Annotated in this window: 17 protein-coding genes; all 17 read right to left on the bottom strand. The window is 66.1% G+C overall.

Translation table 11 applies throughout. The features are described 5' to 3' along the window. Window positions 1-9 precede the first annotated feature (9 nt). A complete protein-coding gene (gene rplX / locus APM_RS14795) occupies window positions 10-330 on the bottom strand; it encodes a 50S ribosomal protein L24 (RefSeq protein WP_007424184.1) in 321 nt (106 codons plus the stop codon). Window position 331: 1 nt separating this feature from the next. Next, the gene (rplN, locus tag APM_RS14790) at window positions 332-700 is read right to left on the bottom strand and encodes a 50S ribosomal protein L14 (protein WP_007424183.1); all 369 of its coding nucleotides are present in this window, start codon (window positions 698-700) and stop codon (window positions 332-334) included. Window position 701: 1 nt separating this feature from the next. After that, window positions 702-974, bottom strand: coding sequence for a 30S ribosomal protein S17 (rpsQ, locus tag APM_RS14785; RefSeq protein ID WP_007424182.1), 273 nt, complete (start codon window positions 972-974; stop codon window positions 702-704). A 13-nt stretch (window positions 975-987) separates the two neighbouring features. Continuing rightward, the gene (rpmC, locus tag APM_RS14780) at window positions 988-1,194 is read right to left on the bottom strand and encodes a 50S ribosomal protein L29 (protein WP_007424181.1); all 207 of its coding nucleotides are present in this window, start codon (window positions 1,192-1,194) and stop codon (window positions 988-990) included. A gap of 1 nt (window position 1,195) precedes the next feature. Then, entirely contained in the window at window positions 1,196-1,612 is a 417-nt protein-coding gene (gene rplP / locus APM_RS14775) for a 50S ribosomal protein L16 (RefSeq protein WP_007424180.1), read from the bottom strand. A 15-nt stretch (window positions 1,613-1,627) separates the two neighbouring features. Continuing rightward, window positions 1,628-2,305: a 30S ribosomal protein S3 gene (gene rpsC / locus APM_RS14770; protein WP_007424179.1), complete on the bottom strand. Its 678-nt coding sequence runs from the start codon at window positions 2,303-2,305 to the stop codon at window positions 1,628-1,630. Beyond that, window positions 2,305-2,766: a 50S ribosomal protein L22 gene (gene rplV, locus APM_RS14765; protein ID WP_007424178.1), complete on the bottom strand. Its 462-nt coding sequence runs from the start codon at window positions 2,764-2,766 to the stop codon at window positions 2,305-2,307. The genes rpsC and rplV overlap by 1 nt, the downstream gene beginning before the upstream one ends. 1 nt (window position 2,767) lies before the next feature. Beyond that, window positions 2,768-3,046, bottom strand: coding sequence for a 30S ribosomal protein S19 (rpsS, locus tag APM_RS14760; protein WP_007424177.1), 279 nt, complete (start codon window positions 3,044-3,046; stop codon window positions 2,768-2,770). Between the two features lie 5 nt (window positions 3,047-3,051). After that, window positions 3,052-3,885, bottom strand: coding sequence for a 50S ribosomal protein L2 (gene rplB / locus APM_RS14755; RefSeq protein ID WP_007424176.1), 834 nt, complete (start codon window positions 3,883-3,885; stop codon window positions 3,052-3,054). A 14-nt stretch (window positions 3,886-3,899) separates the two neighbouring features. Then, on the bottom strand, window positions 3,900-4,196 hold the full coding sequence (locus tag APM_RS14750; RefSeq protein ID WP_172637351.1) for a 50S ribosomal protein L23: 297 nt from the start codon (window positions 4,194-4,196) through the stop codon (window positions 3,900-3,902). A 41-nt stretch (window positions 4,197-4,237) separates the two neighbouring features. Then, on the bottom strand, window positions 4,238-4,888 hold the full coding sequence (rplD, locus tag APM_RS14745; RefSeq protein ID WP_007424174.1) for a 50S ribosomal protein L4: 651 nt from the start codon (window positions 4,886-4,888) through the stop codon (window positions 4,238-4,240). A gap of 10 nt (window positions 4,889-4,898) precedes the next feature. Further along, window positions 4,899-5,573, bottom strand: coding sequence for a 50S ribosomal protein L3 (gene rplC, locus APM_RS14740; RefSeq protein ID WP_007424173.1), 675 nt, complete (start codon window positions 5,571-5,573; stop codon window positions 4,899-4,901). A gap of 15 nt (window positions 5,574-5,588) precedes the next feature. Continuing rightward, entirely contained in the window at window positions 5,589-5,897 is a 309-nt protein-coding gene (gene rpsJ / locus APM_RS14735; RefSeq protein WP_007424172.1) for a 30S ribosomal protein S10, read from the bottom strand. 131 nt (window positions 5,898-6,028) lie between these two features. Continuing rightward, a complete protein-coding gene (gene tuf / locus APM_RS14730; RefSeq protein WP_007424171.1) occupies window positions 6,029-7,216 on the bottom strand; it encodes an elongation factor Tu in 1,188 nt (395 codons plus the stop codon). A gap of 66 nt (window positions 7,217-7,282) precedes the next feature. Then, on the bottom strand, window positions 7,283-7,759 hold the full coding sequence (gene rpsG, locus APM_RS14725; RefSeq protein ID WP_007424170.1) for a 30S ribosomal protein S7: 477 nt from the start codon (window positions 7,757-7,759) through the stop codon (window positions 7,283-7,285). 11 nt (window positions 7,760-7,770) lie between these two features. After that, the gene (rpsL, locus tag APM_RS14720; RefSeq protein ID WP_007424169.1) at window positions 7,771-8,142 is read right to left on the bottom strand and encodes a 30S ribosomal protein S12; all 372 of its coding nucleotides are present in this window, start codon (window positions 8,140-8,142) and stop codon (window positions 7,771-7,773) included. Between the two features lie 388 nt (window positions 8,143-8,530). Further along, the gene (gene rpoC / locus APM_RS14715) at window positions 8,531-12,697 is read right to left on the bottom strand and encodes a DNA-directed RNA polymerase subunit beta' (protein WP_007424168.1); all 4,167 of its coding nucleotides are present in this window, start codon (window positions 12,695-12,697) and stop codon (window positions 8,531-8,533) included. Window positions 12,698-12,754: the final 57 nt, after the last annotated feature.

The following is a 12,754-nucleotide window of genomic DNA, read 5'->3' as shown; positions in this document are numbered from 1 at the left end:
GCTCTATCCTCAACCATCGATCACGGAGTCGCTCTTGCGGGCGACCCGGACCTTGCGACCGTCCTCGAGAACGCGGAAGCCCACGCGGGTCGGCTTCTTCGTCTCCGGATCGATCAGTGCAATATTCGACAGATGGACCGGCATCTCCTTCTGGATGATGCCGCCCTGCTCGCCCATGCCACGGGCCTTGGTGTGGCGCTTCGCCATCGCCACGCCCGAGACCACGGCCTTGTTCTCGGCCGGCAGCACGCGCAGAACCTCGCCTTCGCGGCCCTTGCTCGCGCCGGCGATCACGACTACCCGGTCGCCCTTACGGATACGCGCGGCCATATTACAGCACCTCCGGCGCCAGGCTGATGATCTTCATGAACTTGCGCGCGCGCAGCTCGCGGGTGACCGGCCCGAAGATACGGGTGCCGATCGGCTCCATCTGCTTGTTGATCAGCACGGCCGCATTGCGGTCGAAGCGGATCACGCTGCCATCGGCGCGGCGCACCGGGTAGGCGGTGCGAACGACGACGGCCTGGTGCACATCGCCCTTCTTCACCTTGCCGCGGGGGATCGCGTCCTTGATCGAGACGACGATGACATCGCCGACCGAGGCGGTGCGGCGCTTCGAGCCGCCCAGCACCTTGATGCACTGCACCCGGCGCGCGCCCGAATTGTCGGCAACGTCGAGATTGGATTCAACGATGATCATCTCACGCTCCCTGGGCTTCGGCGGCGGCGCCGACCGGCTCGCCGTTGCGCGCGGTCACGAGCCAGGCCTTGCGCTTGCTGATCGGCGGGCACTCCTCGATCCGCACCAGATCGCCCATCGCGCAGACATTGCCTTCGTCATGCGCCGCATACTTCTTCGAGCGGCGGATGAATTTCTTGTAAAGCGGATGCATGACGCGACGCTCGACAAGCACCGTGACGGTCTTGTCCATCTTGTCGCTCACGACCCGTCCGGTCAGGACGCGCTTCGGCATAACTCTAAACCCCTCAAGCCTTGGCCGCGGCGCGGGCGCGCTCGGCCTGAATCGTCTTCACACGTGCCACGTCCCGACGCGCCTTGCGGATCTGGCTGGTGTTCTCCTGCTGGCCGGTGGCCCGCTGGAACCGCAGGTTCAGCTGCTCGCGCTTCAGTTCGAGCAGCATGTCGTTCAGTTCGTCCGGCGTCTTGGTCCGGATGTCGGTCGCCTTCGTCATCTCAGGCCTCTCCGATACGGGTGACGATCTTGGTCTTGATCGGCAGCTTCGCGGCGCCGAGCTTCAGTGCCTCGCGCGCGATGCCTTCGGCAACACCGTCGATCTCGAACATGATGCGGCCCGGCTGGACGCGCGCCACCCAGTATTCCGGGGCGCCCTTGCCCGAGCCCATGCGGACTTCGGCCGGCTTGGTGGAGACCGGCAGGTCCGGGAAGATGCGGATCCACACGCGGCCGGCGCGCTTCATCTGGCGCGTGATGGCCCGGCGGGCGGACTCGATCTGCCGCGCGGTGATCCGCTCCGGCTCCAGCGCCTTAAGGCCGAACTGGCCGAAATTGAGCTGCGTGTTCCCCTTGGCGGTGCCGTGGATGCGGCCCTTGTGCGCCTTGCGGAATTTCGTTCGCTTCGGTGACAACATATTATCTGCTCCGGCTCAGCGCTGCGGCGCCTGTTCGGCGGCGCGGCGGTCCTGCGCCATCGGGTCGTGAGCCATGATCTCGCCCTTGAAGATCCAGACCTTCACGCCGCAGGTGCCATAGGTGGTCTTCGCGGTGGCGACGCCGAAATCGATGTCGGCGCGCAGCGTGTGCAGGGGCACACGACCTTCGCGATACCACTCCATGCGGGCGATCTCGGCGCCGCCGAGACGGCCGCTGCAGTTGATCCGAATGCCCTGGGCGCCGAGGCGCATCGCCGACTGGACCGCGCGCTTCATGGCGCGGCGGAACGCGACGCGGCGTTCGAGCTGCTGGGCGATGTTCTGGGCGACCAGCGCGGCATCGATCTCGGGCTTGCGGATCTCGACGATGTTCAGCGACACGTCGGCCTTCGCCATCGAGGAGAGCTCCTTCTTGAGCACCTCGATGTCCTGGCCCTTCTTGCCGATGACCACGCCGGGACGCGCGGCATAGATCGTCACGCGCGGCTTCTTCGCCGGACGCTCGATCAGCACCTTGGAGACGCCGGCGCCGGACAGGCGGCCGAGAAGATGTTCGCGCAGCTTGAGGTCGTCATGCAGCAGCGACGCATAGTCGGCGCCCGCGAACCAGCGGCTGTCCCAGGTGCGGTTGATGCCGAGCCGCAGCCCGACCGGATTGACTTTGTGACCCATTACGCAGGCACCCCTTCATTCGCCGCCGGGCTGGCACTTGCCGCCGGCTTGGCCGCGGCGCGCCGGGCGCGGCGGTCGGCCTTGGTCTCGATGTCGCGCTCGGCCACGACGATGCGCAGATGGCTGAACCACTTCTCGACCCGCGCCGCGCGGCCACGGCCACGGGCATGGAAGCGGCGCATCACGATCGAGCGGCCGACATCGGCGGTGGTGACGACCAGGCGGTCGACATCCAGCTGATGGTTGTTCTCGGCGTTGGCAATGGCCGACTCCAGCGCCTTCTTCACGTCCTTCGCGATGCGGCGCTTGCTGAACGTGAGGTCGGCCACGGCCTTGCCCGCCGGCTTGTTGCGGATGGATGCCGCGACGACATTGAGCTTGCGCGGGCTGCAGCGCAGGTTGCGCAGAACCGCCTCGGCCTCGGAGTCGGCCAGCGTGCGCGGATGATTCGGTTTGCTCATGTCAGCCTCGCTTCGCCTTCTTGTCGGCCGCGTGGCCATTGAACGTGCGGGTCGGCGAGAACTCGCCGAACTTGTGACCCACCATGTTCTCGGTCACCTGCACCGGCAGGAACTTCCGGCCATTGTAGACGCCGAAGGTAAGCCCGACGAACTGCGGCAGGATGGTCGAGCGGCGCGACCAGATCTTAATGATCTCGTTGCGGCCCGACGCGCGCGAGGCGTCGGCCTTGTTCAGCATGTACCCGTCGACGAACGGGCCCTTCCAGACGGAACGTGTCATCTCGATCAGCCCTTCCCGACCTTGCGACGGCGGATGATAAGGCCGTCAGTCCGCTTGTTCGCACGCGTCTTCGCACCCTTGGTCGGCTTGCCCCACGGCGTGACCGGGTTGCGACCACCAGAGGTGCGCCCCTCGCCACCACCCAGCGGATGGTCGACCGGGTTCATCGCGACGCCGCGGTTGTGAGGACGCCGGCCCAGCCAGCGCTTGCGACCCGCCTTGCCGAGCTGCTGGTTTGAGTGATCGGGGTTCGACACGGCGCCGATCGACGCCATGCACTCTCCGCGGATCAGACGCAGCTCACCGGACATCAGCTTCACCTGGGCATAGCCCTGGTCCTTGCCGACCAGCTGGGCGAAGGTGCCGGCCGAACGGGCCAGCTTGCCGCCGGCGCCGGCCTTCAGCTCGATATTGTGGACGATCGTGCCAACCGGGATCGCCGAGAGCGGCATCGCATTGCCCGGCTTCACGTCGACCTTGACGCCGGCGACGACCTGGTCACCCACCTTCAGGCGCTGCGGCGCCAGGATGTAGGCCAGTTCGCCGTCCTCATACTTCACGAGGGCGAGGAAGGCCGAACGGTTCGGGTCGTATTCGAGGCGCTCGACCGTCGCCGCCACGTCGAACTTGCGGCGCTTGAAGTCGACGACGCGATAGGCGCGCTTGTGTCCGCCGCCACGGAACCGGACCGTGGTGCGGCCATGGTTGTTGCGCCCGCCGGAGCTGGTCAGCCCTTCGGTCAGGCCCTTGACCGGCTTGCCCTTCCAGAGCTCGGACCGGTCCACCAGCACGGTGCCGCGAAGGCTCGCCGTGACCGGTTTAAAATGCTTGAGTGCCATGTTTCAGTCTCGCCTTACGCCAGCCGCGTCGTGAAATCGATCGACTGACCCTCGGCCAGCGTCACGAACGCCTTCTTGAAGTCCGAACGCCGGCCCGGGCGGCCCTTGAAGCGCTTTGTCTTGCCCTTCTGGACGAGCGTGTTCACGCTCAGCACCTTCACGCCGAACAGGGTTTCGACCGCCGCCTTGATGCCGGGCTTGGTCGCATCGAGCGACACCTTGAAGCCGACCTGGTTCTTTTCCGACAGGGCCGTCGCCTTCTCGGTGATCAGCGGCCCGCGGATGATGTCGAACATCGCCTCGCGCGACAGCACCGGCTTCTTCGGCGCCGCCTTCTTTTCAGCGGTCTCGCTCATGCCGCGATCTCCTCGTTGGCGCCGGCCTTGATGCCGTCAAGACGCCGCTTCAGTCCCTCGAGCCCGGCGGCGGTGATCGCCAGCGTGTCGTGCTGGAGGATGTCGTAGACGTTGGCGCCGACGACCGGCAGCACGTCGATCCCGATCAGATTGCGGCTGGCGCGGGCGAAGCCCTCGTCCACCACCGCATCGACCACCAGCGTGCGGCCCCAGCCGAGCTTCTTCAGCTTGACGTTCAGTTCGCTCGTCTTCGAGACGCCGGCGACCGTGTCGAGCACGACCAGCTTGCCCTCGGCCAGCTTCTGCGACAGCGCCGAGATCAGGCCGAGACGGCGGACCTTCTTGTTCAGCGAATAGCCATGATCGCGAACGACCGGGCCGTGCACGGCGCCGCCGGTGCGGAACTGCGGCGCGCGCAGCGAGCCCTGGCGGGCGTTGCCGGTGCCCTTCTGGCGATACGGCTTCTTCGTCGTGCCGCTGACCTCGCCCATGCCCTTCACCTTGTGGGTGCCGGCACGGCGCTTCGCGAGCTGCCAGTGCACCACGCGGGCCATGATGTCGGCGCGCGGCGTGGCGGCGAAATATTCCTCGGGCAGCTCGGCCTTGCCGGCCGAGCCGGCATCGAGGGTTGAAATGTCGATCTGCATGTCGCTCTCCTCAGGCCTTCAGCGCCGCCGGATAGGCAGCATCGGCCGGGCGGGCCGTCTTGACCGCGTCGCGCACCAGGACGTAGCCGTCCTTGGCGCCCGGCACCGCGCCCTTGATCATGATGAGGTTGCGCGCCTCATCGATCGCCGCGACCTCGAGATTGAGGGTCGTGATGCGCTCGCCGCCGAGATGGCCGGCCATCTTCTTGTTCTTGAAGGTCTTGCCCGGATCCTGGCGGTTACCGGTCGACCCCAGCGAACGATGGCTGATCGAGACGCCGTGCGAGGCTTCAAGGCCGCGGAAGTTCCAGCGCTTCATGCCGCCGGCGAAGCCCTTGCCCTTGCTGATGCCGGCGACATCGACCTTCTGGCCGACGGTGAAATGCGCCGCCGAAAGCACCTGACCGGCTTCCAGCACCGCATCGTCCGCGACGCGGAACTCGACCAGCCGGTTCGCCGGCTCGACCTTCGCCGCGGCGAAGTGGCCCTTCATCGGCTTCGTCACGTTCTTCGTCTTGGCATGGCCGAAGCCGAGCTGAACGGCCGCGTAGCCGTCACGTTCCTTGGTGCGGGCGGCAACCACGCGCACATCGTCCATGTGCAGCACGGTCACCGGCACGTGGGTGCCGTCTTCCCTGAACAACCGGGTCATGCCCAGCTTCTTCGCGATAATACCGGTGCGCATCACACTCATCTCTGCTCAGATCTTGATCTCGACATCGACGCCGGCCGCGAGGTCGAGCTTCATCAGCGCGTCCACGGTCTGCGGGGTCGGCTCGACAATGTCGAGCAGACGGCGATGGGTCCGGATTTCGAACTGCTCGCGGCTCTTCTTGTCGACATGCGGCGAGCGGTTCACGGTGAACCGCTCAATATGCGTCGGCAGCGGAATCGGTCCCCGCACCTGGGCGCCCGTGCGCTTCGCCGTGTTCACGATCTCCCTGGTGCTGTTGTCCAGCACCCGGTGATCGTACGCCTTCAGGCGAATGCGAATATTCTGACTGTCCATCGTCGAAACCTGCAATCTTTACACGGAACGCCCGGTCCGCCCATTCGGGCCGCGCGCTAGTCCGAACCAAATCCAGCGGCCGCCACCCGGTTAAGACCGGATGGCGGCCGCCTCGCTAACCAGCCAGGCGGTTACTTCGTGATGCTCGCGACGACGCCCGAACCAACCGTCCGGCCGCCTTCGCGAATCGCGAAGCGGAGACCTTCGTCCATCGCGATGGGCGCGATCAGCTCGACGCTCACCGTGACGTTGTCACCCGGCATCACCATCTCGACACCTTCCGGCAGCGTGACCACGCCGGTCACGTCGGTGGTGCGGAAATAGAACTGCGGGCGGTAGTTGGTGAAGAACGGCGTGTGGCGCCCGCCTTCTTCCTTGTTCAGGATGTAGACCGAACCGGAGAAGTTGGTGTGCGGGGTGATCGAGCCCGGCGCGGCGAGAACCTGGCCACGCTCGACGTCTTCACGCTTGGTGCCACGTAGCAGCGCGCCGATGTTGTCGCCGGCCTCGCCCTGGTCGAGCAGCTTGCGGAACATTTCGACGCCGGTCACGGTCGTCTTCACGGTCGCCTTGAGGCCGACGATCTCGACTTCGTCGCCAACCTTGATGATGCCGCGCTCGACGCGGCCGGTCACCACGGTGCCGCGGCCGGAGATCGAGAACACGTCTTCGACCGGCATCAGGAACGGCTTGTCCTTCGGGCGCTCCGGCTGCGGGATGTAGCTGTCCACCGCTTCCATCAGCTTCAGGATCGCCTCGCGGCCGAGCTCGGCATTGCTGTCCTCGAGCGCGCAGAGAGCGGAACCCTTGATGATGGGGATGTCGTCGCCCGGGAACTCATACTTGCTCAGCAGGTCGCGGACTTCCATCTCGACCAGCTCGACGAGGTCGGGGTCGGCCATGTCCATCTTGTTGAGGAACACGACGAGCGCCGGCACGCCGACCTGGCGGGCGAGCAGGATGTGCTCGCGGGTCTGCGGCATCGGGCCATCGGCGGCGGAGACGACCAGGATCGCGCCATCCATCTGCGCCGCGCCGGTGATCATGTTCTTCACGTAGTCGGCATGGCCAGGGCAGTCGACATGCGCGTAGTGGCGGTTCGCGGTCTCGTACTCGACATGCGCGGTCGCGATCGTGATGCCGCGGGCGCGCTCCTCGGGAGCGGCGTCGATGCTGTCATAGGCGCGGAAGGTCGCACCACCGGATTCGGCCAGCACCTTGGTGATCGCCGCGGTGAGCGAGGTCTTGCCATGATCGACGTGGCCGATCGTGCCGATGTTGCAGTGCGGCTTCGTCCGCTCGAATTTAGCCTTGGCCATGGGTTTCTCCGTAACGTATCTGCTTCAGCGCCGTGCTGGCGTGATGGGGTGGAGTCTGACGGTTGCTTACCAGCGGTAGTGGCTGAACGCCTTGTTCGCCTCAGCCATGCGATGCGTGTCCTCACGCTTCTTCACGGCCGCCCCGCGATTGTTCACCGCATCGAGCAGCTCGTTCGAAAGACGGTCTTCCATCGTGTGCTCGCCGCGCTTGCGGGCGGACTCGATGATCCAGCGGATCGCGAGAGCCTGGCGGCGCTCGGAGCGCACCTCGACCGGAACCTGGTAGGTCGCGCCGCCGACACGGCGGGACCGCACCTCGATGGCCGGCTTCACATTGTCCAGCGCCTCGTGGAACAGGCGGACCGGATCGGCATTCTGCCCGCCGCGCTTCTTGAGGCTGTCCAGGGCACCGTAGACGATGGACTCGGCGACCGACTTCTTGCCGTCGTACATCAGCACGTTCATGAAACGGCTGATCACCACGTCGCCGAACTTCGGGTCCGGCAATACTTCGCGCTTGACGGCGGAATGGCGTCTGCTCACGGAAACTCTCCTTACTTCGGCCGCTTGGCGCCGTAGAGCGAACGACGCTGCCGGCGCTTGGCAATGCCCTGCGTATCCAGCACGCCGCGCAGGATGTGGTAGCGCACGCCCGGAAGGTCCTTCACGCGCCCGCCGCGGATCAGCACGACCGAGTGTTCCTGAAGGTTGTGCCCCTCGCCAGGGATGTAGCTCACGACCTCGTAGCCGTTGGTCAGGCGAACCTTGGCAACCTTGCGGAGCGCCGAGTTCGGCTTCTTCGGGGTCGTCGTGTAAACGCGGGTGCAGACGCCGCGCTTCTGCGGGCAGCCCTGCAGCGCGGGCACCTTGTTGCGCTTGGCCCGAACTTCGCGCCCCTTGGCGATCAACTGGTTGATAGTCGGCATGCTCGATCCTGATCCTTCTTGCCGGTTACGCTCTGCCGGGCGCTCATAACAATGCCGCAGGGCGGAGTAATCCCCGCCTGCGGAAACCCAGACCTGCGACCTAAGCCACCCGTTGGGCCGGGTGGCGGCGCCGCAAGCGTGAGAGTAAATGAACGACGCGGCCGGGCGTTACCGGGCCTCGCTGAGGTCGCCACCCTTAAGAGGAGAGCCGCGGCAAGTCAAGCGTTCTGCCCGTCCTGAATCCGTGCGGGGCATGAAAATCGGCAGATTGACCGGCCGTTCTGGCTGCCATGAGCGGAGGAAAAGCCCGCTCCCGCCGGGCGGGAACGAAAAAACGGCTCCCGGTTGCCCGGGAGCCGTTCCGATCGAAGCCCGGTCGGGCCGGAGATCAGTCCGCCGAGACCTCGTCGCGCGCCGGCAGGGCCGGGCGAGTCGCCGCGAGGGTCGAGCGGTCGCGGCCGGCGGCGATGGAGCGCAGACGGCTCATCACGCTGCCGGTGCCGGCCGGGATCAGGCGGCCGACGATCACGTTCTCCTTGAGGCCGAGCAGCTGGTCGGTCTTGCCGGCCGTCGCCGCCTCGGTGAGGACGCGGGTGGTCTCCTGGAAGGAGGCCGCCGAGATGAAGCTGAGCGTCTGCAGGCTCGCCTTGGTGATGCCCTGCAGCACCGGCAGGCCACCCGCCGGGCGTTCGCCCGCGCGCAGCCGGCGCTCGTTCTCCTCGTCGAACTCGATCCGGTCGACCAGCTCGCCGACCAGGTAGGTGGTGTCGCCGGGCTCGGTGATCTCGATCTTCTGCAGCATCTGGCGGACGACCACCTCGATGTGCTTGTCGTTGATCTTCACGCCCTGGAGCCGGTAGACGTCCTGGATCTCGTTGATGAGATATTCGGACAGCGCCTCGACGCCGAGCACGCGCAGGATGTCGTGCGGGACGCGCGGGCCGTCGACCAGCGGGTCGCCGCGGTGGACGTAGTCGCCCTCCTGCACCGAGACGTGCTTGCCCTTCGGCACCAGATACTCTGTTTCCTCGCCGGTCTCGTCGTTCTTCACGATGATGCGGCGCTTCGCCTTGTAGTCCTTGCCGAATTCCACGCGGCCGTCGGTTTCCGCGATGATCGCGTGATCCTTCGGACGGCGGGCCTCGAACAGTTCGGCCACGCGCGGCAGACCGCCGGTGATGTCGCGCGTCTTGCTGCCCTCACGCGGGATGCGGGCGAGCACGTCGCCGGCATGCACGCTGGCACCGTTCTCGACCGAGAGGATCGAGTCGGGGCTGAGGAAGTAGCGGGCCTCGGCGCCGTTGGCGAGGCGCAGCACCTCGCCGCGTTCGTCCTTCAGGATCAGGCGCGGACGCAGATCCGCCCCCTTGGCCGATTGCTTGTAGTCCACCACCACCTTGGAGGTCAGGCCGGTCACCTCGTCGACCCGCTCGACCAGGGTCACGCCTTCCAGCAGGTCGGCGTATTCCACGAGGCCGGCGCGCTCGGTGATGATCGGCAGGGTGTAGGGATCCCACTCCGCGAGCTTCTGGCCGCGCGTGACCGTCTGGTCCTCGTCCACCAGCAGGCGGGCGCCGTAGGGAACGCGGAAGCGGGCGCGCTCGCGGCCGGAGGCGTCGTTCAGCGCGATCTCGCAGTTGCGGCTCATGACGATCGGCGCGCCGGCCGAGTTCGACACCACGTTGCGATTGCGGATGGTCACCGTGCCGTCATGGCTGGCCTCGACGCTCGACTGCTCGGCGCCACGCTGCGCGGCACCGCCGATATGGAAGGTGCGCATGGTCAGCTGGGTGCCGGGCTCGCCGATCGACTGCGCGGCGATGACGCCCACGGCCTCGCCGATATTGACCGGCGTGCCGCGCGCGAGGTCGCGCCCGTAGCACTTGGCGCAGACGCCGACCTTGGCTTCGCAGGTCAGCACCGAGCGGATCTTCACGCTCTCGACCCCGAGCTTCTCGATATGCATCGAGTCGATCTCGCCGATCAGCTCGTTCGCCTTGACGATCACCGAACCGTCGGCCGGGTCGAGCACGTCTTCCGCCGCGGTGCGGCCGAGGATGCGCTCGGAGAGCGAGGAGACCACCTCGCCGCCATCCATCACCGCGCGCATGGTCAGGCCGCGCTCGGTGCCGCAATCGGCGGTGACGATGATGCAGTCCTGCGCCACGTCGACCAGGCGGCGGGTGAGGTAGCCGGAGTTCGCCGTCTTCAGCGCGGTGTCCGCGAGGCCCTTGCGGGCGCCGTGGGTCGAGTTGAAGTATTCGGCGACGGTCAGGCCTTCCTTGAAGTTCGACAGGATCGGCTGCTCGATGATCTCGCCCGACGGCTTGGCCATCAGGCCGCGCATGCCGGCGAGCTGGCGCATCTGGGTCGGCGACCCGCGGGCGCCGGAATGGCTCATCATCCAGACCGAGTTGGTCGGCTTGCCGGGATCCTGGCGCGAGATCTCGCGCATCATCGCCGCGGCGACCTCGTCGTTACAGCGCGACCAGGCGTCGATCACCTTGTTGTAGCGCTCGCCGGCGGTGATGAGACCGTCGTGATACTGCGCCTCGTATTCCTTGACCTCGGCCTGGGTCTTTTCCAGCAGGCCGTATTTCTCGGCCGGGATGACCATGTCGTCCTTGCCGAAGGAGATGCCGGCCTTGGCCGCCTGGCGGAAGCCGAGGCCCATCAGCCGGTCGCAGAAGATCACCGACTCCTTCTGGCCGCAATGACGGTAGACGGCGTCGATCACGTCCGACACCTTCTTCTTGGTCAGCAGCTGGTTGACCAGGGCGAACGGCACGTCGTGATGCTTGGGCAGAAGCTGGCCGATCATCATGCGGCCCGGCGTGGTCGGGACCACTTCGGTGGTGCGGCTGCCGTCCGGATGGGTGCGGACGACGCGGGCGCGGATCTTGTCGTGCAGCTTCAGATAGCCGGAATCGAGCGCGTGCTCGATCTCGCCCATCGTGCCGAAGAGCGGCGCTTCCTTGTCCTCGACACCGGTGAAGGCCGGAGTTTCGAGCGAGAGGTAATAGAGGCCGAGCACGATGTCCTGGCTCGGCACGATGATCGGCTTGCCGTTGGCCGGGTTGAGGATGTTGTTCGTGCTCATCATCAGCACGCGGGCCTCGAGCTGCGCCTCGATCGAGAGCGGCACGTGGACCGCCATCTGGTCGCCGTCGAAGTCGGCGTTGAAGGCGGTGCAGACCAGCGGGTGCAGCTGGATCGCCTTGCCCTCGATCAGGATCGGCTCGAAGGCCTGGATGCCGAGACGGTGCAGCGTCGGCGCGCGGTTGAGCAGCACCGGATGCTCGCGGATCACCTCCTCGAGAATGTCCCACACCTCGGGACGTTCCTTCTCGACCATGCGCTTCGCCGCCTTGATCGTGGTGGCGAGGCCGTATTTCTCGAGCTTGGCGTAGATGAAGGGCTTGAACAGCTCCAGCGCCATCTTCTTCGGCAGGCCGCACTGGTGCAGCTTCAGCTCCGGCCCGACGACGATGACCGAACGGCCCGAATAGTCGACGCGCTTGCCGAGCAGGTTCTGGCGGAAGCGGCCCTGCTTGCCCTTCAGCATGTCCGACAGCGACTTGAGGGGGCGCTTGTTGGTGCCGGTGATCGCGCGGCCGCGGCGGCCGTTATCGAACAGCGCGTCGAGCGATTCCTGGAGCATGCGCTTCTCGTTGCGCACGATGATGTCCGGCGCGCGCAGCTCGATCAGGCGCTTGAGGCGGTTGTTGCGGTTGATGACGCGGCGATAGAGATCGTTCAGGTCCGACGTCGCGAAACGACCGCCATCGAGCGGGACGAGCGGGCGCAGTTCGGGCGGAATGACCGGGACGACATCCATGATCATCCATTCCGGACGGGTGCCGGATTCGATGAAGGCCTCGACCAGCTTCAGGCGCTTGACCAGCTTCTTGCGCTTCGCCTCGGAGGTCGCCTCCTTCAGGTCGGCACGCATGATCGCCCGCTCGGCCTCGAGATCGATGCCGGCGAGGATCGACTTGACCGCCTCGGCGCCGATGCCGGCCTTGAACCCGTCCTCGCCGAACTCGTCCTGCTTCGCGTAGAGATCGTCCTCGGAGAGGAGCTGGTAGCGCTTGAGGTCGGTCGTGTAGGGGTCGAGCACGATGTAGTTCTCGAAATAGAGAACCTTCTCGAGATCCTTCAGCGTCATCTCGACCATCGTCGCGATGCGGCTCGGCAGCGACTTCAGGAACCAGATATGCGCGACCGGCGAGGCGAGCTCGATATGGCCCATGCGCTCGCGGCGCACCTTGGCCAGCGTGACCTCGACGCCGCATTTCTCGCAGATGATGCCGCGGAACTTCATCCGCTTGTACTTGCCGCAGAGGCACTCGTAGTCCTTGATCGGCCCGAAGATGCGCGCACAGAACAGGCCGTCGCGCTCGGGCTTGAAGGTGCGGTAGTTGATGGTCTCGGGCTTCTTGATCTCGCCATACGACCAGGAGCGGATCTGCTCCGGCGAGGCGATCTGGATACGGATCTGGTCGAACGTGGCGGCCTGACCGGTCTGGCCGAGAATCTTCATCAAATCGTTCATGCGATAGTCCCTTTCATCAGCGCGGGACGGGATTGCCGCCCCGCGCCATGACAAATC

Origin of the sequence: Acidiphilium sp. PM (genome assembly GCF_000219295.1) — a bacterium.
In the GTDB taxonomy this organism is placed as follows: Bacteria; Pseudomonadota; Alphaproteobacteria; order Acetobacterales; family Acetobacteraceae; genus Acidiphilium; species Acidiphilium multivorum.
The sequence above is the reverse complement of the archived record's forward strand: the minus strand, read 5'-3'. Positions and strand labels throughout refer to the sequence as shown.